At 64.9% G+C, this 20,040-nt stretch carries 14 protein-coding genes; 5 read left to right on the top strand and 9 right to left on the bottom strand.

Annotated features, from left to right (window positions below; all coding sequences use genetic code 11):
- Nucleotides 1-115 precede the first annotated feature (115 nt).
- Both ACOABP_RS01780 and ACOABP_RS01785 read right to left on the bottom strand, forming a co-directional pair.
- Nucleotides 116-1,195 carry an enoyl-CoA hydratase/isomerase family protein gene (locus ACOABP_RS01780; protein ID WP_474226719.1) on the bottom strand — a complete coding sequence of 360 codons (1,080 nt, stop codon included), beginning with the start codon at nucleotides 1,193-1,195 and terminating at the stop codon, nucleotides 116-118.
- Nucleotides 1,196-1,309: 114 nt separating this feature from the next.
- The gene (locus tag ACOABP_RS01785) at nucleotides 1,310-2,878 is read right to left on the bottom strand and encodes a methyl-accepting chemotaxis protein (RefSeq protein WP_474226720.1); all 1,569 of its coding nucleotides are present in this window, start codon (nucleotides 2,876-2,878) and stop codon (nucleotides 1,310-1,312) included.
- 222 nt (nucleotides 2,879-3,100) lie between these two features.
- Here ACOABP_RS01785 and ACOABP_RS01790 point away from each other — a divergent pair, with 222 nt between their 5' ends.
- Nucleotides 3,101-4,030, top strand: coding sequence for a sterol desaturase family protein (locus ACOABP_RS01790; protein ID WP_474226721.1), 930 nt, complete (start codon nucleotides 3,101-3,103; stop codon nucleotides 4,028-4,030).
- Between the two features lie 63 nt (nucleotides 4,031-4,093).
- On the opposite strand, the gene typA is transcribed toward ACOABP_RS01790, so the two are convergent.
- Nucleotides 4,094-5,914, bottom strand: coding sequence for a translational GTPase TypA (gene typA / locus ACOABP_RS01795; RefSeq protein ID WP_474226722.1), 1,821 nt, complete (start codon nucleotides 5,912-5,914; stop codon nucleotides 4,094-4,096).
- Between the two features lie 195 nt (nucleotides 5,915-6,109).
- On the opposite strand from typA, the gene ACOABP_RS01800 reads away from it, so the two are divergent.
- The 4 genes from ACOABP_RS01800 to ACOABP_RS01815 all read left to right on the top strand — a co-directional run bounded on the left by ACOABP_RS01800 (nucleotide 6,110) and on the right by ACOABP_RS01815 (nucleotide 11,238).
- A complete protein-coding gene (locus ACOABP_RS01800; RefSeq protein ID WP_474226723.1) occupies nucleotides 6,110-6,625 on the top strand; it encodes a MarR family winged helix-turn-helix transcriptional regulator in 516 nt (171 codons plus the stop codon).
- 83 nt (nucleotides 6,626-6,708) lie between these two features.
- Entirely contained in the window at nucleotides 6,709-8,244 is a 1,536-nt protein-coding gene (locus ACOABP_RS01805; RefSeq protein WP_474226724.1) for an AdeC/AdeK/OprM family multidrug efflux complex outer membrane factor, read from the top strand.
- A gap of 83 nt (nucleotides 8,245-8,327) precedes the next feature.
- On the top strand, nucleotides 8,328-9,593 hold the full coding sequence (locus ACOABP_RS01810) for an EmrA/EmrK family multidrug efflux transporter periplasmic adaptor subunit (RefSeq protein ID WP_474226725.1): 1,266 nt from the start codon (nucleotides 8,328-8,330) through the stop codon (nucleotides 9,591-9,593).
- A gap of 37 nt (nucleotides 9,594-9,630) precedes the next feature.
- The gene (locus ACOABP_RS01815; RefSeq protein WP_474226726.1) at nucleotides 9,631-11,238 is read left to right on the top strand and encodes a DHA2 family efflux MFS transporter permease subunit; all 1,608 of its coding nucleotides are present in this window, start codon (nucleotides 9,631-9,633) and stop codon (nucleotides 11,236-11,238) included.
- 94 nt (nucleotides 11,239-11,332) lie between these two features.
- Here ACOABP_RS01815 and truB read toward each other — a convergent pair whose 3' ends face one another.
- From truB to rluB, 6 genes are all read right to left on the bottom strand, one after another.
- Nucleotides 11,333-12,274, bottom strand: a complete 942-nt coding sequence (truB, locus tag ACOABP_RS01820) for a tRNA pseudouridine(55) synthase TruB (protein WP_474226727.1) — start codon at nucleotides 12,272-12,274, stop codon at nucleotides 11,333-11,335.
- 72 nt (nucleotides 12,275-12,346) lie between these two features.
- Complete coding sequence (gene rbfA, locus ACOABP_RS01825) at nucleotides 12,347-12,718, bottom strand: 30S ribosome-binding factor RbfA (protein WP_066733635.1); 372 nt, start codon at nucleotides 12,716-12,718, stop codon at nucleotides 12,347-12,349.
- A gap of 68 nt (nucleotides 12,719-12,786) precedes the next feature.
- Entirely contained in the window at nucleotides 12,787-15,717 is a 2,931-nt protein-coding gene (gene infB, locus ACOABP_RS01830) for a translation initiation factor IF-2 (protein WP_474226728.1), read from the bottom strand.
- An 83-nt stretch (nucleotides 15,718-15,800) separates the two neighbouring features.
- On the bottom strand, nucleotides 15,801-17,276 hold the full coding sequence (gene nusA, locus ACOABP_RS01835) for a transcription termination factor NusA (RefSeq protein WP_474226729.1): 1,476 nt from the start codon (nucleotides 17,274-17,276) through the stop codon (nucleotides 15,801-15,803).
- A complete protein-coding gene (gene rimP / locus ACOABP_RS01840; protein ID WP_474226730.1) occupies nucleotides 17,273-17,761 on the bottom strand; it encodes a ribosome maturation factor RimP in 489 nt (162 codons plus the stop codon). The genes nusA and rimP overlap by 4 nt, the downstream gene beginning before the upstream one ends.
- 331 nt (nucleotides 17,762-18,092) lie before the next feature.
- Entirely contained in the window at nucleotides 18,093-20,024 is a 1,932-nt protein-coding gene (gene rluB / locus ACOABP_RS01845; RefSeq protein WP_474226731.1) for a 23S rRNA pseudouridine(2605) synthase RluB, read from the bottom strand.
- Nucleotides 20,025-20,040 lie beyond the last annotated feature (16 nt).

Consider the following 20,040-nt stretch of genomic DNA (forward strand, 5'->3'; position numbering starts at 1 on the left):
GGCCAGTCCTGCCGACACTCTACTCGACTTGCGTGACCACTGCCCCGCCACCGCTGCCGCCCACGCCACCCGCGCATCGACGCGGATGGCGCAATTGCCGCAATTGGCGAAACGATTACCCCAGCGACGCCAGCGGATGCTCCTCGCGCCGCCATTTGCTGTCGAAGAACGCGCGCACATGGCCGGGCGTCACTTCATCCAGTCGGGCCGGATTCCATTTCGGCTCGTGGTCCTTGTCGATCACCAGTGCGCGGATGCCTTCGATACCGTCGCCGTGACGGAACACGTCGTACATCATGTCGAGTTCCATGCGCAGTTCGTCCTCCAGAGACATCGTGCGCGCGCGGCGGATCTGTTCCAGCGTGACGCAGAGCATCAGCGGCGACCGGCTACGCAGCGTGGCGGCGGTCTGCGCTGCCCAGTCACCGGCCATATCGCTGATGGCGGCGAGAATGCCCTGCGCCGTCTCGCCGGCAAACAGCGTGTCGATGGCTTCGGCATGCTGCGCCAGTTGGCTGGCCTGCGGGGCGCACGCGGTTGCGTGCTGGTCCGTGAAGGTAGCGATATGCGCCAGCACTGCGTCGGCGCTGCCGAACGCATGCGCCTGAAGCGATGCCGCCAGTTCCGCCATCACATTGGCTGGCAGATAGGCATCGGCAAGCTTCGCGTACAGCGCGTCGGCGGCATGAATTACCACGCCGGTCAGGCCCAGGTACTCGCCGATGTGTCCCGGCGTGCGCGCCAGGAACCAACCGCCCCCCACATCGGGGAACAGGCCAATGTTCGTTTCCGGCATGGCCATCTTGGTGCGGTCGGTGACAATGCGCAGCCGCGCACCTTGCGAGATGCCCATGCCGCCACCCATCACCACGCCGTCCATCAGCGCGATGTAGGGCTTGCTGTAGCGGTGGATCAGATGATTGAGCGCGTACTCCTCGACAAAGAACTGGTCGAGCAGCGGGTCGTTGGCGTGGTACGCCTGGTGGAACCAGCGGATGTCGCCGCCCGCGCAGAACGCCTTGCCGCCCGCGCCGGCCACCACCACCGCGTGCACCGCGGCATCGGACTCCCACTGCTGCAGCGCGGCCGTGATCGCGCGAATCATGTCGAGCGACAATGCGTTCAGGGCCTGCGGGCGGGTCAGCGTCAGATAGGCTACGCCGCCCTGCACCGCTGTTGATACGAACTCCGTCATTTCTGTCTCCATTCCAGTAGGCGGTAATTTTACGCCACCTACCTTGCCCGGATTCGATGACGACGCCGTTTCAGAATCGGCTCATCGTCTGTCACAAGCCACCGGCCTCGGCGATCAGGCCAGCCGGAAGGCCGACATCAGGCCGGTCAGCCGCTGCGCCTGGTCTTCGAGCGACCCGGCGGCGGCGGCGGCTTCCTCCACCAGCGCCGCGTTCTGCTGCGTCATGCCGTCCATATGCGAAACCGCCACGTTCACCTGCTCGATGCCGCGCGACTGCTCGTCCGACGCCGCGCTGATGCCGCCGACGATATCGCTCACACGCCGCACCGCATTCACGATGTCCTGCATCGCGCGCTCCGCATCGTCCACCAGTGACGTGCCTTCGCGCACGTTCGACACAGAGGTGCCAATCAGCGTGCGGATTTCCTTGGACGCCGCCGCGCAACGCTGCGACAGATCGCGCACATCGCCGGCCACCACCGCGAAGCCACGGCCGTGCTCGCCCGCACGCGCGGCCTCCACGGCCGCATTCAGCGCCAGGATATTGGTCTGGAAAGCAATCTTCTCGATCACCTCGATGATGTCCACCACCTTGTTGGCCCCGGTGTCGATCTGCTGCATCGTGCTTTGCACGCGCGACACGGCCTGGCTGCCGGTCTCGGCCAGCCGGCGGGCATCCACCGCCAGTGTGCTGGCCTCGCGGGCGCTGTCCGCGTTGTGGCGCACGGTGCTGGTCAGTTCCTCCATGCTCGAAGCGGTCTCTTCGAGCGAAGCGGCCTGCTGCTCGGTACGCTGCGACAGGTTGGCATTGCCGCTGGCAATCTGCTGGCTGGCCGCCGCAATCGAATCGGCGCCGCTGCGCACCTCGCCCACCATCTCGACCAGGCGCCCTTGCATGCGGCCGAGCATGCCGAGCATGCGGCTGGTTTCGCTTTTTGCATGCTCGTCGGCCGTTGCATCGCCATCTCGCATAGCCGAAATACTAAGATCGCCGTCGGCCATGCGCGCGAAACGGGCAATGGCGATATCCAGCGGATTGACGATCGACGCACGCAGTCGCCAGGCCACCACGGTGCTGAACACCAGGCCAAGCCCCAGCACGGCGATGGACACGGCAAGCAGCCGGTCGTAGCGATGTTGCGAATTTTCGTAGACGGCCTTGGCACTTTCCACCTGCAGGCGACCCAGTTCCGTGTTGACGGCAGTGAACTGGATATCGAGTTTCGGAATCGTCTCCATGACGGCCTTCATCATCGCGTCGCGATTGCCGGCGTCCAGGGCGGCAATCATCGGCGTCACGCCTTCCTGGAACAGGGCGCGGCGTTTCTCCGACACGTTCTCGGTGGCGCGAGTCTGCTCGTCGGTTCGCGGAATAGCCAGATACAACTGCCAGGCAGCGTCGGACTGGCGCGCAAAATCCTGCGCCGTGGCCGCGCGCGCCTTGGCATCGGCGGCCTCGGTCGAAAAGACTGCCTGGTCCAGCAGCACACGCACCAGCAACTGATTCGAGCGCGCTTCGGCCAGATGAGTGGCCGCCGACAATTGCTGCTGATAGATCTGGCGCGTGGCGTCATTGCTACGCGACATGCCGATCCATCCAACGGCACCGACAATCAACAGCAACAAGTTTGTGACAATCGTCAGGAGCCACAACCGGGCGCCAATCGTAGTGTTGCGAAACATGGGGCAGATCTCTCCGTGTTATGAAAGCGGCCACTCCTCCATGGCCATCGCCCCAATGACGGCATTGCCGTGGCCCGACTTGATTGCCCTGCGGTGATAGTCAGTCCTTCATTTTTGTGATGATCGGCGAGACGTTAAGCGAGCGCCACTTGACGGGCGTATGGAGGAAATCCTCAGTGCGTATCTGGCGAAAATATGCACACTTGCGCCATGACATCGCCCATGACATCCAGCGCCCCCGCCGCCCAGGGTTTCGACCCCGGCCTGATCCTGATGGCCTTTGCCCCGGTCTTCGTGCTGACGATCGGCTGGGAAGCCTGGTATTGGTCGAAGCGCGACCGCTCGATCTACAGCTGGCGCGACACGCTGTCGAATGCCACGCTGGCGCTGATGCACCAGGCATCGGACGCCTTCTTTCTCTGGTTGATGATCCGGACGGTCTACACGTGGTGCTACGCGCATGGCCTGCGCGCCGTGCCGGAGACATGGTGGTCGTTTGCGCTGCTGTTGCTGCTGCAGGATTTTCTTTACTACTGGTTCCATCGCGCCAGCCATCGGGTGCGCTGGATGTGGGCATCGCACGTAGCCCATCACTCGTCGGAAGGCATGAACTTCTCGACAGCGTTCCGGCAGAGCCTGACCTACCCGGTCTCGGGCATGTGGATCTTCTGGATTCCGCTGGCCTTCATCGGATTTTCGCCAGATTGGGTGATTCTGGCCGTGGGGCTCAATCTGGCGTTCCAGTTCTTCGTCCATACGCGGCTGGGGCAGCGCTGGCCAATCATCGAAAAGCTCGTCAATACGCCAAGCGTCCACCGCGTGCATCACGCCAGGAATCCGCAGTACATCGACCGCAACTATGCCGGCGTGCTGACCGTCTGGGACCACATGTTCGGCACGTTCGTGCCCGAGCAGGAGGCGCCGCAATATGGCATCACGCGGCAGGTCCACACGCACAACCCGCTGACGCTGACGTTCCACGAATGGCGCGACATGCTTGCCGATGCCTGGCGCGAGCGGGATTTGCGCTACCTGTGGAAGCCGCCGGAGTGGCGCAGTGAACTTGCCGCTTCGGCAGATCCGGGCACGCCTGGGCTCTCGCCCGGCCCCTCTCACGCAGGCGGGGGCGCGGAGCAAACCAGCGGCACATAAAAAAACCGCGCCACATGGGCGCGGTTTTCGTTTCCGACCGGCCGGCAGGCCGGACACCGGAAATCAGTTCGTGTCACGCGAAGCACGCTTGCGCTCGTGCTCCTTCAGGTGACGCTTGCGCAGACGGATGCTCTTCGGCGTGATTTCCACCAGTTCGTCGTCGGCGATGAATTCCACCGCGTATTCCAGCGACATCTGGATCGGCGGCACCAGGCGCACCGCTTCGTCGGTACCCGACGCGCGCACGTTGGTCAGCTGCTTGCCCTTGATCGGGTTCACGACCAGGTCGTTGTCGCGGCTGTGGATACCGATGATCATGCCTTCGTACAGCGCGTCGCCCGGCTTCACGAACATGCGGCCGCGGTCCTGCAGCTTCCACAGTGCGTAGGCCACGGCATCGCCGTCGTCCTGCGAGATCAGCACGCCGTTGTGGCGCTCGCCCAGGCCGCCTTCGCGCACCGGTGCGTAGTCGTCGAAGATGTGGCTGATCAGGCCGGTACCACGCGTCAGCGTCAGGAATTCACCCTGGAAGCCGATCAGGCCACGTGCCGGAATGCGGTATTCCAGGCGGGTACGGCCCTTGCCGTCCGAAGCCATGTCCAGCAGTTCGCCCTTGCGGCGGCCCAGCTCTTCCATGACCGAACCCTGGTGGCCGTCTTCGACGTCCACGGTCAGCAGTTCGTACGGCTCGTTCTTGACACCGTCAATTTCCTTGAACACCACGCGCGGACGCGACACGGCCAGCTCGTAGCCTTCGCGGCGCATGTTTTCCAGCAGGATGGTCAGGTGCAGTTCGCCGCGGCCCGACACTTCGAAGATGGTGTCGTCGCCGGTATCGGCCACGCGCAGCGCCACGTTCGACTTCAGTTCGCGGTCCAGGCGCTCGCGCAGCTGGCGGCTGGTCACGAACTTGCCTTCACGGCCGGCCAGCGGCGACGTGTTGACGCAGAAGTTCATCGTCAGCGTGGGCTCGTCCACCTTCAGCATCGGCAGCGCGTCCTGGGCTTCGGGGGCGCACACGGTGCAGCCGATGCCCAGTTCCTCGATACCGTTGATCAGCACGATGTCGCCGGCTTCCGCCTCGGACACGATTTCGCGCTCCAGGCCGCTGAACTTCAGCACCTGGTTGATACGGCCCTTGATCGGATTGCCTTCCGGGCCGAACTTGACCACCACGTCCTGCAGCGGCTTGGCGCGGCCACGCGAGATGCGGCCCACGCCGATCTTGCCGACGTAGCTCGAGTAGTCCAGCGAAATGATCTGCATCTGCAGCGGACCGTTCGGGTCGTCGTTACGCACCGGCACCTTGTCCAGTACGGTCTCGAACAGCGGCTTCATGTCGCCGTCGCGCACATCTTCGGTCAGGCCGGCGTAGCCGTTCAGGCCCGATGCGTAGATCACCGAGAAATCCAGCTGGTCGTCGTTGGCGCCCAGCTTGTCGAACAGGTCGAAGGTCTGGTTGATCACCCAGTCCGGACGGGCGCCCGGGCGGTCGATCTTGTTGATCACGACGATGGGCTTCAGGCCCAGGGCCAGTGCCTTGCGCGTCACGAAACGCGTTTGCGGCATCGGGCCTTCCACGGCGTCCACCAGCAGGAGCACGCCGTCGACCATCGACAGCACGCGCTCCACTTCACCGCCGAAGTCGGCGTGGCCCGGGGTATCAACAATGTTGATGTGCGTGCCGTTGTACTCGACGGCACAGTTCTTCGCGAGGATGGTGATCCCGCGTTCCTTTTCCAGGTCGTTCGAGTCCATCACCCGTTCGGCGATTTGCTGGTTGTCGCGGAAGGTGCCTGCCTGGCGCAGGAGTTGGTCGACCAGGGTGGTCTTGCCATGATCGACGTGAGCGATGATGGCGATATTACGGATGGCGCGGGTCATTCGGCGTCCCCTGAAGGCGGAGCTATCGGAAAAAATTAACCCGACATTCTAGCATGTTGCAGCGCAGAACACTCTATCGCTGTTCAGCATAGATCAAGAGAGGCCATTGCGTTTTCCGCAATAACGAATTGCGGTACTTGAACATCACTTGTTACATGCTTATATTTGCCCAGGCAAAGATTGCATCGACAAGAGATGAAGCACCCGACACCCCTCGATCCGTCCGAAGACCTGTTCGACCCGGCCGACTATGAAATCGGCAAGAGCGTAGGCTACCTGCTGGCGCGCGCGAAGAATACGCTGTCGCAAGGCGTGGAGCAGGATGTCAGCAGCCTGGACATGACGCACGCGCAGGCCAGCTGCCTGATGATGCTGGCCAAAGGCGAGGCCACCACGGTAACCGACCTGGCCCGCAACCTGAACACCGATGCCGGATCGGTCACGCGACTGCTGAGCCGCATGGAAAAGCGCGGCCTCATTGCGCGCACGCGCCGTGACGACGACCGCCGCGTGGTAGACCTGTCCATCACCCCTGCCGGCACCGCCATGGTCGAGAAGCTGCCGGCCGTATTCTGCAATGTCATGCGCCGCCATTTCGAGGGCTTCAGCCATGACGAGATCGAGGTGCTGCGCGGCATGCTGCTGCGGATCATCGCCAACAACCGCGGCGCAGGCCCTGCCGGCTGCCCGTTCGAGCGCAACACGGGATAGGCCATCGACGATACCGAAGAAGAATTCCAACTCGTCAGATTCGCCATTCCTGAAATCGCCAGACCGCGTCACAGTCACACCCTATGACCACCGCTCACTCCCTTCCCCACCGTGCCAGCCGCACGGGCCAGCTTCGCCGCACGGGCACGCTTGCGCTGACCGTGCTGGCGGCTGCCGTGCTGGCCGGATGCGCCGCGCTGGGCAATTCGCACAGCACGCAGACGATGACCGAGGCCAGCACGCTGGCGTCGCCGCAAACCTTTGCCGGCGAACACGGCCAGTGGCCGTCGCAGGACTGGGTCGACCAGTTCCGTGACCCGCAGCTGCGTGTGCTGGTGGACGAGGCCATCCAGGGCAACCCGAACCTGCAGGTGGCATTTGGCCGCCTGGAAGCCTCGCGGGCGATGGCCGATGCCACCCGCTCCGCGCTCTACCCCGGTGTGGACTTCGAAGGCAGCCTGGTACGCCAGCGCTTCTCGGAAACCGACCTGTTCACGGGTACGCCGCTGGCAGGGTCCTGGCAGAACCAGTCGCGCCTGCAGCTGGGCCTGAACTGGGATCTCGACTTCTGGGGCAAGAACCGCGACGCGCTGGAAGCCGCGCTGTCCGATGACCGCGCGATGGAAGCCGAAACCCAGGCCGCGCGCCTGATGCTGACCACGTCGGTCGCCCGCGGCTACAACCGCCTGGCCGCGCTGTACGCGCAGCGCGACGTGGCCGAACGCGCCATCGCCCAGCGCCGCGACCTGACCGACCTGTCGCGCCAGCGCCTGGCCGCCGGGCTAGATACCCAGGTGGAAACCACCCAGGCACGCGGCACCGTGGCCGCCGCCCAGACCGACCTGCAGCGCGTGGACGAGGAAATCGCCCTGGCGCGCAACCAGATCGCGGCGCTGCTGGGCAAGGGGCCCGACCGGGGCCTGCAGATCGCCCGGCCGACGCTGCTTGCCAACGCCACGCCGCAACTGCCCGACGACCTGACCATCGGCCTGATTGGCCGCCGTCCGGACATCGTGGCCGCGCGCTGGCGCGTGGAGGCCTCGTCCAAGGACATCACCGTGGCGAAGAAGGAATTCCTGCCCGATGTGAAGCTGACCGCCTTTGCCGGCGTGGCCTCGCTCGATCCGTCGAACCTGCTGATGAGCATGAGCCGCACGTTTGGCGTGGGGCCGTCGGTGACGCTGCCGATCTTCCAGGGCGGCCGCCTGCGCGCCAACCTCAAGGGCAAGTACGCGCAATACGACATCGCCGCGGCCAGCTACAACCAGACGCTGGTGGATGCGCTGCGCGAGACGGCCGATACGGTGACCAGCATCCGCAGCGTGGACCAGCAGATCCAGACCCAGCGCGAGGCGCTGGACCTGGCCGAGCATGCCTACTCGCTGGCCACCACACGCTACAAGGCGGGCCTGGGCACGCAACTGACGGTGCTCAATGCCGAAAGCAACGTGCTGCAACAGCGCCGGCTGGCAACCGACCTGCAGGCGCGCCGGCTGGACCTGCAGATGGGGCTGATGAAGGCGCTGGGCGGCGGCTATCAGGAAGAAGGCGCCGCCCCGGGTGGCAATCATCCCGACGCAGGCAAGCCCGCAGGCACGGCCCAGGCAACGCAGGGCTGATGGCACCGGCTCCCGGCACCAGCCGATAGCACTGCCCGACACAAGACACGACGACACATCGCAGAGATTCGAGAGATCCAATCATGAGCACCAACCAGCAAGCAGCCCCCGCGGGCGACAACAACGGCAAGCGCAAGCGCCTGCTCGTTTCCCTGACCGCCGCGGTTGTGGTGGCCGGCATCGGCTATGGCCTGTACTGGGGCCTTTACGCCCGCCATTTCGAAAACACCGACGACGCCTACGTGGCCGGCAACGTAGTGCAGGTCACGCCGCTGGTGGGTGGCACCGTGGTGTCGATTGCCGCTGACGATACGCAACTGGTGACCGCCGGCCAGCCACTGATCCAACTGGATCGCGCCGACACGCAGGTGGCAATGGAGCAGGCCGAAGCCCAGCTTGCCCAGGCCGTGCGCGAAGTGCGCACGCTGTATGTGAACAATGGTTCGCTGTCGGCGCAGGTGGCACTGCGCGATGCCGACGTGGCAAAGGCCCGCGACGACCTGCGCCGCCGCCAGGCCATTGCCGGCTCGGGCGCCGTGTCGAGCGAGGAAATCGCCCACGCCCAGACCGCGCTGAAGGCCGCCGAATCGGCGCTGGTTGCCGCCCGCGAGCAACTGGCATCGAACCAGGTGCTGACCGACCAGACCACGGTGGAAAAGCACCCGAACGTGCAGCGCGCCGCCGCCAACCTGCGCTCGGCCTATCTGGCGTTCGCGCGCTCGACCATGCCGGCGCCGGTCACCGGCTACGTCGCCAAGCGGTCGGTGCAGGTGGGCCAGCGCGTGGCGGCCGGCACGCCCCTGATGGCCGTGGTGCCGCTGGACCAGGTCTGGGTCGACGCCAACTTCAAGGAAGTGCAGATCACCCACATGCGGATCGGCCAGCCGGTTGAGCTGGAAGCCGACGTCTATGGCTCGAAGGTCAAGTACACGGGCCATGTGGAAGGTTTCTCGGCCGGCACCGGTGCCGCGTTCTCGCTGTTGCCTGCGCAGAATGCCACCGGCAACTGGATCAAGGTGGTGCAGCGCCTGCCGGTGCGGATCGCCCTGGATCCGCAGCAGCTCAAGGACCACCCGCTGCGCGTGGGCCTGTCGATGAACGTCACGGTCGACGTGCGCAAGGAAGAAGGCGCGTCGCTGGTCAGCACCAAGTCGGCCAAGCCGCTGCAGACCGATGTCTACGACAAGGTGGCGCAGGACGCCGACGCGCTGATCGCCCGCATTATCGCGGTCAACAACGGCGGTCGCGTGCCGGCTCCGGGTGCGGCAAATCCTGCCGGCCCGGCCAGCGCGGCAAGTGCCGCGGCGGCCAATGCGGCGCGTGCGGCGACCAAGCCCGCCCGTACCTGACCGATCCGAACTGACCTGTTTGACTGGCTGATTGCCCATGGCTAATTCCACCACCGCAACGCCGGACGCCGGCGCGGCACCGGCCCCGAAGCCGGCGCCCGCCCGCCCCGCCGCGCATCCGCCGCTTACGGGCGGCAAGCTGATCCTGGGCACCATCGCGCTGTCGCTCGCCACGTTCATGAACGTGCTCGATTCGTCGATTGCCAACGTGTCGATCCCGGCCATCTCGGGCGACCTCGGCGTATCGCCGAACCAGGGCACCTGGGTCATCACGTCGTTCGCCGTCGCCAACGCGATCTCGGTGCCGCTCACGGGCTGGCTGACCACGCGCTTTGGCGCGGTGCGTCTGTTCGTGCTGTCGATCCTGCTGTTCGTGGTGTCGTCGTGGCTGTGCGGCGTGGCGCCGAACCTGGAAACGCTGCTGGCCGCCCGCGTGCTGCAAGGCGCAGTGGCCGGCCCGATGATTCCGCTGTCGCAGGCGCTGCTGCTGGCAAGCTATCCGCCCGCCAAGAGTTCGATGGCCCTGGCGCTATGGGGCATGACCACGCTGGTGGCGCCCATCATGGGGCCCCTGCTGGGCGGCTGGATCTCGGACAACATGACCTGGCCGTGGATCTTCTACATCAACGTGCCGATCGGGATCGTGACGGCCTGGGTGACGTGGTCGATCTATCGCGAGCGTGAAACGCCCACCAAGATGCTGCCGATCGACCGCATCGGCCTGGCGCTGCTGGTGATCTGGGTTGGCTCGATGCAGCTGATGCTGGACAAGGGCAAGGAACTGGACTGGTTCCATTCCGGCGTGATCGTGGCGCTGGGCGTGACCGCCGTGGTCGGCTTCCTGTTCTTCCTGGCCTGGGAGCTTTACGAAAAGCATCCAATCGTCGACATCCACCTGTTCAAGGGCCGCAACTTCGCGGCCGGGGTGGTGGCGATATCGGTGGCCTACGGTCTGTTCTTCGGCAACCTCGTGATCCTGCCGCTGTGGCTGCAGACCATCGTCGGCTACACCGCCACCGATGCCGGCCTGGTAACGGCACCCGTGGGCATCTTTGCCATCATCCTGTCGCCTATCATCGGCCGTGCGCTGCCGAAAATCGACGCGCGCTGGGTGGCGACCACGGCGTTTATCATCTTCGGCGCGGTCAGCTTCATGCGGGCCGGCTTCACCACTGGCGTGGACACGCGCGCACTGGTGATCCCGACGCTGATCCAGGGTGCGGCCATGGCAATGTTCTTTATCCCGCTGACGTCGATCATCCTGTCGGGCCAGCCGCCCGAGAAGATCCCGGCGGCCTCGGGCCTGTCGAACTTCGTGCGGATCACGTTCGGTGCCATCGGTGCGTCGATCTCGACCACGGTCTGGGAAAACCGCTCGGCGCTGCATCACGCGCAGCTGGTGGAACAGATCAACCCGTACAACCCGGCGTACCAGGCCCAGCTCGACCACCTGATGCAAATGGGCATGTCGAAGATGCAGGCCATCGGGCTGATCGAACGCAACATCTCGCTGCAGGCGTCGATGCTGGGCGCCAACGACATCTTCTGGATCTCGGGCGTGCTGTTCTTCGCGCTGATCGGCTTTGTCTGGCTGACCAAGCGCGCCAAGGGCGGCGGCGGCGCCGACGCGGCCGGCGCACACTGATCGGCCGGCAGTTTGCATGAGGCATGAAAAAAGGGCATCGATCCATATATCGATGCCCTTTTGCTTTGGGCGCTTTCTTCAGGGCCGGTAAAACTCAGAGTTTTACGAGGCGCTCCGGCCGCAAGGCCCCGTCCCGCATCCGCGCCACACCAAGCAGCTTGCCATCGTCGCCATAGACACGCGCCAGCGCGCCCTCTTCCGCCGCCTGCCCCTCGGGCAGATCGCGGCGCGCGATGCGCTGGCCTTGCACGAAGCGGCCAGCCGACGCGGCATCGAGTTGCACCGGTGCGCAACGCTGCAGCAGCGCGTCCACCGGCGCCAGCAACGTGGGCCGCACGTCGTCGGCGTGTGCGTCGATCTGCTCCAGCGTCACCGCGCCCTCCAGCGTCAGATCGCCCACGCCAGTACGCCGCAGCCCCGTCAGGTGAGCGCCGCAACCAAGCGCTTCGCCAATATCTTCGGCCAGCGTGCGGATATACGTGCCCTTGCTGCAGGTCACGCGCATCGTAAAACGACTATTTTCCAGGTCGACATCGAGCAGCGTGATCGCGTGGATGGTCACCTGGCGTGCCGCGCGCTCCACCGTCTGCCCTGCCCGCGCATATTCGTAGAGCGGCTTGCCGTCCTTCTTCAGCGCCGAGTACATCGGGGGCACCTGCTCGATTTCGCCCGTGAAACGCACGATCGCTGCGTCTAGCGCGGCACGGTCGCAGGTCACTGGCCGTTCGCTGACGATATCGCCCTCCGCGTCCCCGGTGGTCGTGGTGGCGCCCAGGCGCACAGCGGCTTCGTAGGTCTTGTCGGCGTCGAGCAGGTCCTGCGAGAACTTGGTGGCCTCGCCAAAGCACAGCGGCAACAAGCCCGTCGCCAGCGGATCGAGCGTACCGGTATGGCCGGCCTTGTTTGCGCGCAACAGGCGCTTGGCGCGCACCAGCGCATCGTTGGACGACAGGCCCAGCGGCTTGTCGAGCAGCAGCACCCCATGCACGTCACGGCGCGGCAGCCGGGGCGGACGGTTGGCTTGGGAATCGGTCATTGCGGGGAAGAGGTTTGCGGCGCCGGCCCGCAGGCCGGCTCGCGAGAAAACGGCAAGAACAGGGCCGAAGCCTTATTCGTCGTCCTTGGCGCGCGTCGAATTGGCTTCGTTGATCAGCTTCGACATCTCGATCGCATGCTCCACCGACGTGTCGTGATGGAAGTGCAGCGTCGGCACGGTATGAATATGCAGACGCTTGAACAGCAGCGAATGCAGGTAGCCCGCCTTTTCCTTGAGGATGCCGGCCGCCACCTCGGGCTCGGCACCGAGCACCGTGAAGTAGACCTTGGCGTGCGCGTAGTCGGGCGTCAGCGACACCGACTGCAGCGTTACCAGCCCCAGGCGCGGATCGCGGAGCTCGCGCTGGATCATCTCGGCCAGTTCCTTCTGGATCTGGTCGGACAGGCGCAAATTACGGGAAGAGATATTGCCTTTCTTGGCCATGCAAAACTTTTTGCTTTACCGATGATGTGAAAACGGCAGGCCGGAGCCTGCCGTCTTTGCGTATCGCCTTACAGCGTACGCGCCACCTCGGTGATTTCGTACACCTCGAGCTGGTCGCCTTCCTGAACATCGTTGAAGTTCTTGATCGACAGACCGCACTCGAAGCCCTGCTTGACTTCCTTGACGTCGTCCTTGAACCGCTTGAGCGAGTCCAGTTCGCCGTCGTGGATCACCACGTTGTTGCGCAGTACACGGACCAGCGACGTACGCTTGACCAGGCCGTCGGTGACCATACAGCCGGCCACGGCGCCAACCTTCGGCACGCGGAAGACCTGACGGACTTCCACCTGACCGATCGTCGTCTCGCGCTTCTCCGGCGCCAGCATGCCCGACATCGCCGCCTTGATCTCGTCCACAGCATCGTAAATGATGTTGTAGTAGCGGATGTCGATGCCGTTGTGCTCGGCCAGCTTGCGCGCACCGGAATCAGCACGCACGTTGAAGCCGATGATCACAGCCTTCGAAGCGGTAGCCAAGTTGACGTCCGATTCCGAGATGCCACCCACGCCACCGTGCACGATCTGCACGCGCACTTCGGCGGTCGACAGCTTCTGCAGCGACTGCACCAGCGCTTCCTGCGAACCCTGCACGTCGGCCTTCACGATCAGCGGCAGCGTCTGGACTTCGCCTTCGGCCATCTGCTCCAGCATCGTTTCCAGCTTGGCCGCCTGCTGCTTGGCCAGCTTCACGTCGCGGAACTTGCCCTGACGGAACAAGGCGATTTCACGCGCCTTGCGCTCGTCCGGCAGTACCAGCACTTCTTCACCGGCGGCGGGCACTTCCGACAGACCCTGGATTTCCACCGGGATCGACGGACCAGCTTCCTTCGCCGGCTTGCCATTTTCGTCCAGCATGGCGCGCACGCGGCCATAGGCACTGCCGGCCAGCACGACGTCGCCGCGCTTGAGCGTACCGCTGCTCACCAGGATCGTGGCGATCGGGCCCTTGCCCTTGTCGAGCTGGGCTTCCACGACGAGACCCTTGGCGGGTGCGTCCACCGGAGCACGCAGCTCCAGCACTTCAGCCTGCAGCAGCACATTCTCGAGCAGGTCGTCGATGCCCTGGCCGGACTTGGCCGACACCGGCACGAACGGCGAATCGCCGCCGTACTCTTCAGGCAACACCTGCTCGGCCACCAGTTCCTGCTTGACGCGGTCCGGGTTGGCTTCGGGCTTGTCGACCTTGGTGATCGCCACCACGATGGGCACGCCGGCAGCCTTGGCGTGCGCAATCGCTTCCTTGGTCTGCGGCATCACGCCGTCGTCGGCCGCCACCACCAGGATGACGATATCGGTGGCCTTGGCACCACGGGCACGCATGGCCGTGAAGGCCTCGTGACCCGGGGTATCCAGGAACGTGATCACGCCACGGTCGGTTTCCACGTGGTACGCGCCAATGTGCTGCGTAATGCCACCGGCTTCGCCCGCGGCAACCTTGGTGCGGCGGATGTAGTCCAGCAGCGAGGTCTTGCCGTGGTCGACGTGACCCATCACGGTCACCACCGGCGGACGCGGCAGCAGTTCGGCGTCGGTCTGCTCTTCGCCTTCCGTCACCAGCAGCAGCGCTTCCGGATCGTCCAGCTTGGCGGCGTACGCCTTGTGGCCCATTTCTTCCACCACGATCATGGCGGTTTCCTGGTCCAGCACCTGGTTGATCGTCACCATCTGGCCGAGCTTCATCATCTGCTTGATGACCTCGGATGCCTTGACGGCCATCTTGTGGGCCAGATCGGCCACCGAGACGGTCTCGGGCACGTGCACTTCGCGCACCACCGGTTCGGTCGGTGCCTGGAAGTTGCTGCGGCCATCGTCACCATGCTGCTTGCCGCCACGGCCACGCGAGCCGCTGCGCCAGCCGCCGGTACCGCCCGACGAATCGCCGCGCGTCTTCAGGCCACCGCCCTTGCCCTTGCCACGGGCTTCGTCCTGCCAGCTGCCCTTGCCCTTGCCACCCTTCTTGTCGGCGGTGGCAGTGGTCGTCGTGGCGGCCGGTGCGGCGGCGGTCTTCTTTTCGTCCTTCTTGACTTCGGTGCCAGCCGGCTTCACCGGCTTGTGCAGCGTGCCGGTCTGCTCGGCCTTCTTTTCCTCGGCCTTGCGCTCCGACGGTGCCTTCAGCACACGGGGCGGCGCATTCAGCATCTGCTGGATGGCGCGGGCCTCGGCTTCGGCAGCCTCGCGACGGCGGCGCGCAGCGGCGTCCTGCTCGGCACGCGCCTTGTCGGCAGCCGCCTTGGCGCTGTCCTGCTCGGCGCGCGCCTTGTCGGCGGCAGCCTTGGCGTCGTCGACGTTCTTCTGCGCCTGAGCGCGTTCAGTGGCCAGACGTGCCTTGTCTTCTTCAGCCTTCTTGCGCGCGGTTTCCTCGGCGGCGTCGGAGGCAGCCTGGGCGGCAGCGGCTTCTTCAGCCGCCTTCTGCTCCAGCAGTTCGGCCTGGCGGCGCTGCTCGGCCTCCAGTGCTTCCTGCTTGGCACGGCGCTCGGATTCCTCGCGCTCGGCGGCCTCGCGGGCAGCCTGGGCTTCGGCTTCCTGGCGTGCCAGGGCTTCAGCCTGCTCGCGACGCTGTTCCTCGTCGCGGCGTGCCTGCTCGGCAGCGGCTTCGGCCGCCTGGGTGTCGGCACCGTCGTCGTGCGATTCGACTTCGTCGCGCTTGATCAGCACGCGCTTCTTACGCACTTCGACCTGCACCGTGCGGGTCTTGCCGGTGGAGTCGGATTGACGGATCTCGGACGTTTCGCGCTTGGTCAACGTGATTTTCTTGCGTGCGCTGTCATCGGTCTGACCGTGCGACCGCTTCAGGTAATCCAGCAGTCGGGTCTTGTCCGATTCGGTAATGATGTCTTCAGGCGTCGCCTTGCCCACCCCAGCTGCCTGCAATTGTTCCAGCAGTGCAGCAGGGCTGCGGCTCAGTTCTGCGGCCAGTTGGGCAACTGTTGTGCTTGCCATTCAAACCCTTTCAATGCTCGGTTTCTACGTCGGGACAATTCGTGTGCGGAAAGCGCGTCCGGGTGTCAACCCGGACGTGTCCCTCAGTTAAACCAATGTTCCCGTGCTTTCATGATCAGCGCCTTGGCTTCATCCTCGCCAACGCCGGCCATCTCGACCAGCTCGTCCACGGCCAGTTCGGCCAGGTCGTCACGCGTGTGGATATTGCCTTCGGCCAATTTGCCGATCAGCTCGGGGGTCAGGCCGTCGAGCGAACGCAGATCCTGCGACACCTCTTCCACCTTTTCTTCCCGGGCCAGTTCCATCGTCAGCAGCGCATCGCGGGCGCGGTTGCGCAGCTCGTTGACGGTGTCCTCGTCGAAGGCCTCGATTTCCATCATTTCGCTGATGGGCACGTAGGCCACTTCTTCCAGCGTGGAGAAGCCTTCCTCGATCAGGATGTCCGCCACTTCCTCGTCCACGTCCAGCTTGGCCATGAACAACTTGCGGACCACTTCGCTTTCCTCGGCCTGCTTCTGCGCCGATTCTTCCTGCGTCATGATGTTGATCTGCCAGCCGGTCAGCTCCGACGCCAGGCGTACGTTCTGACCGCTGCGACCAATGGCGACGGCGAGGTTTTCCTCGTCGACCACCACATCCATGCAGTGCTTCTCTTCGTCGACCACGATCGATTGCACCTGTGCCGGTGCCAGCGCGCCGATCACGAACTGCGCCGGGTCTTCCGACCACAGTACGATGTCCACGGCTTCGCCGCCAATCTCGTTGCGCACTGCCGTGACGCGCGTGCCACGCACGCCCACGCAGGTACCGATCGGATCGATGCGCTTGTCATGCGCCACCACGGCGATCTTGGCGCGCACACCCGGATCGCGGGCAGCTGCCTTGATTTCCAGCAGGCCCTCTTCCATCTCGGGCACTTCGTTCTCGAAGAGCTTGATCAGGAACTCGGGCGCGGTGCGCGACAGTTCGATCTGCGGGCCACGCGCGGCGCGGTCCACATTCAGGATGTACGCACGCACGCGGTCGCCGGTGCGCAGGTTTTCCTTCGGAATGATCTGATCGCGGGCCAGCAGCGCTTCCACGCGACCGGACTCGACGATCAGGCCCTTCTTGTCGGCGCGCTTGACCGTGCCGGTCATGATCTTCTCGCCGCGATCCAGATAGTCGTTCAGGATCTGTTCGCGCTCGGCGTCGCGGATACGCTGCAGGATCACCTGCTTGGCGGCCTGCGCGCCGATACGGCCGAACTCCACCGACTCGATCTGCTCTTCGATGAAATCGTCCAGCTGGATGTCGGCGCTCTGATCGCGGGCTTCGAACAGCAGGATCTGCTTGTCCGGTTCCTGCAGGCCCTGTTCGTCGGGGACGACAAGCCAGCGGCGGAACGTTTCGTGCTCGCCGGATTCACGGTCGATATGGACGCGGATATCCACGTCTTCCTCGAAACGCTTCTTGGTCGCCGAGGCCAGCGCGGCCTCCAGTGCGCCAAAGACCACATCCTTGTCGACGTTCTTCTCGCGCGCTAGCGCATCGACGAGCAACAGAACTTCGCGGCTCATTGCTTGTTCCCTTTTCTTTGATTTCCCTTGAAGTCGATCACAGGCACCAGACGGGCCTTGTCGACATCGGATATGGCGAATTCCAGCAGCGCCGGGCCATCCTTGCCCTCGAATTCCAGGCCGATCTTCTCGACCCCGGCCTCGCCTGCGGGTTCGCGCAGGATGCCGACGAAATTCTTCTGGCCGTTGACCGGCAGGCGCAGCGTGACTCGGGCTTCCTCACCGGCGAAGCGGGCAAAGTCGGCCAGCTTCTTGAGGGGGCGGTCCAGGCCGGGCGACGACACTTCGAGGCGTTCGTAGTCGACGTTCTCGACCATCAGCACGTGCGTGAGCTGTCGGCTGACCTTCTCGCAATCCTCAATGACGATGCCGGTTTCAGGCTGATCGATATAGACACGCAGAAGTCCGGCCGGGGCACGCTCAAGCTCAACCAACTCGTAGCCCATGCCGTTAAGGGTGGTTTCGATCAAATCTGCCAGATGCACTGTATTCCCGAGTAGTGGCTTTCAATACCTTGGCAGACACTGGACAACACAACGTTCTGAAATCGAGGTTCCGAAACGGCCTGTAAGCCCTGCCTGCCCATCATCCCCATGAAACCGGACGCATCGTGTGACGCAATCCAGCCGCAAGCACAAACGGGCGAACCAAAAAAAAATGGGCGCAATGCCCATCATTCGCCCATCCTCGCCGAGGATGATACTTTTGAATAGACTTTGATTATACGCGGATTATGACTAAAAGGCAAAAGCCAACTGGGATCCGCGCCGGAACGGGGCCGATCGCCGGACTTTCCCGGCATCGGCCCTTTCCGTATCAGCGTTGACCGCCCCGGCCGCCGCCACGTGGCCGGCGATTGCCGCCACCGCCACCAGCGCCGCCACCGGCCTTCGCGGCCTTCGGCATCACATTGCCGTTGACATCGCCGCCGCCGCCCCGACGCTGACGATTGCCACCAGCGTTCCCGGCATTCCCCGCATTGCCACCCATACCACCCATGCCACCACGGCCGCTACGGCCGCCGCCGGCACCCTTGCCGCCGGCCGCGCCTCGCATGCCGCCCGCGCCGCGCATACCGCCGCCGCCCAGGCCACCGCTGAATTTCGTCGTGTGCGACGTCAGCGGTGCCGGGCCAGACGGGATGTAGCCCATCGAGGTCTGCATCGGGTCGGGCTGGCCACGGCCGCCGGCATTGCCACCGCCGCGATTGCCAGCCGGCTTTTCAAAGCGGGGCAGTCCATCCATGCCGGTGTGCATCGGCATGCCGGCAATGGCCGCTTCGGTGCGCGCCTTGCGACCGCCCACCTTGGTGGCGCCCTTGCTGCCGCCCTGATCACTCTTGGCCGGCGCCTTCAGGCCAATATTGGCCATCAGGTTGCGCACGTCGGTAGCTTCCAGTTCTTGCCAGCGGCCGCGCTTGAGACCGCGCGGCAGCAGGAACTGGCCGTAGCGGGTACGGATCAGGCGCGAAACGGTCAGACCCACGGCTTCGAACATCCGGCGCACTTCGCGATTCCGGCCTTCGGTCAGCGCCACGTGATACCACTGGTTCACGCCTTCGCCACCGCCATCGGCGATGCGCAGGAAGTTGGCCTCGCCATCATCGAGCTGGATACCGTGCAGCAGCGCCTGACGATCGGCTTCCGCCAGTTCGCCCAGCGTACGCACCGCATACTCGCGCTCCACGCCATAGCGCGGATGCATGAAACGGTTGGCGATATCGCCAGACGTGGTGAAGATCAGCAGGCCTTCGGTATTGAAGTCCAGGCGCCCCACCGCCACCCACTTGCCATTCTTGATGCGCGGCAGGCTGTCGAACACGGTCGGACGGCCTTCCGGATCCGACTGGCTGACGATTTCGCCGGACGGCTTGTGATACAGCAGCACGCGCGGCGGCTTGGTCGATACTTTGCGATGAATCAGCTTGCCGTTCACGCGAACCTGGTCGGCCGGCAGGATACGTTGGCCGATATGCGCCGGCAGGCCGTTGACGGACACCCGACCCTGCAGGATCAGTTCTTCCATCTCGCGGCGCGAGCCCAGACCGCCTTCGGCCAGTACCTTGTGCAGCTTCGGCGCATCGTCATCCGATGTCAGCTCGCGCACCGGCTTGGCCTTGGTGCGCGGCACGACCGTATCTTCCTCGTCGAACTGCTCGGAAATCACGAACCGGAACAGGTCTTCGGAGCCTGCGGCACTCTTGGGCGCACCGCCCTTGCCGCTGCCCTGCCTGGCCGGCTTGTCGCCCTGGCGCTGCTCGCCCTGACGCTGTTCGCCACGGGCACCCTGCTTGCCGGCACCCGCCTGATTCTTGCGCTGGCCATTGCGGTTGCGCTTGCCAGCCTGCTCGGCTGCCGGCTTGTTGTCGCCGTCGACCAATGCGGCCTTGCGCTGCGGTTGCTGGCGGCGCTTGCGCTGGCCAGCCTGGGCCTGTGGCTCGCCGCCATCGGCCTGCTGCGCCTCCGGTGCACCGGCATCGGCGGCGGGCGCCGGCTTGCGGCGGCCACGGCCACGCGGCGCGGCGGGCTGGGCGGTGTCGCCAGCCTCGGCCGGTGCCGGAGCATCGCCTTCCGCGCGACCCGCGTCCCGATCCTGCGCGGCCTGGCGGCGCGAAGCCACCAGATTGCGCAAACCGCGGCGGAGCCCCTTGCGGCGCGGCGCGCCGTCGGCGTCATTTCCCGTATCGGGGGCGCCGGTGTCACCCGGCACGTCCGGCTGGCGGACGTCTTGCTCAGCGGAATCAGACAAAGTATTCACTATCGAT

This window comes from Cupriavidus sp. HE11 (assembly GCF_056097175.1).

Coding starts and splice junctions, on each gene's coding strand:
- truB (WP_474226727.1), bottom strand. CDS start 12,274: ATGACCGATTCCCAAGCCAACCGTCCGCCCCGGCTGCCGCGCCGTGAC.
- ACOABP_RS01790 (WP_474226721.1), top strand. CDS start 3,101: ATGACATCCAGCGCCCCCGCCGCCCAGGGTTTCGACCCCGGCCTGATC.
- infB (WP_474226728.1), bottom strand. CDS start 15,717: ATGGCAAGCACAACAGTTGCCCAACTGGCCGCAGAACTGAGCCGCAGC.
- ACOABP_RS01815 (WP_474226726.1), top strand. CDS start 9,631: ATGGCTAATTCCACCACCGCAACGCCGGACGCCGGCGCGGCACCGGCC.
- ACOABP_RS01780 (WP_474226719.1), bottom strand. CDS start 1,195: ATGACGGAGTTCGTATCAACAGCGGTGCAGGGCGGCGTAGCCTATCTG.
- nusA (WP_474226729.1), bottom strand. CDS start 17,276: ATGAGCCGCGAAGTTCTGTTGCTCGTCGATGCGCTAGCGCGCGAGAAG.
- rbfA (WP_066733635.1), bottom strand. CDS start 12,718: ATGGCCAAGAAAGGCAATATCTCTTCCCGTAATTTGCGCCTGTCCGAC.
- ACOABP_RS01800 (WP_474226723.1), top strand. CDS start 6,110: ATGAAGCACCCGACACCCCTCGATCCGTCCGAAGACCTGTTCGACCCG.
- ACOABP_RS01810 (WP_474226725.1), top strand. CDS start 8,328: ATGAGCACCAACCAGCAAGCAGCCCCCGCGGGCGACAACAACGGCAAG.
- typA (WP_474226722.1), bottom strand. CDS start 5,914: ATGACCCGCGCCATCCGTAATATCGCCATCATCGCTCACGTCGATCAT.
- ACOABP_RS01785 (WP_474226720.1), bottom strand. CDS start 2,878: ATGTTTCGCAACACTACGATTGGCGCCCGGTTGTGGCTCCTGACGATT.
- ACOABP_RS01805 (WP_474226724.1), top strand. CDS start 6,709: ATGACCACCGCTCACTCCCTTCCCCACCGTGCCAGCCGCACGGGCCAG.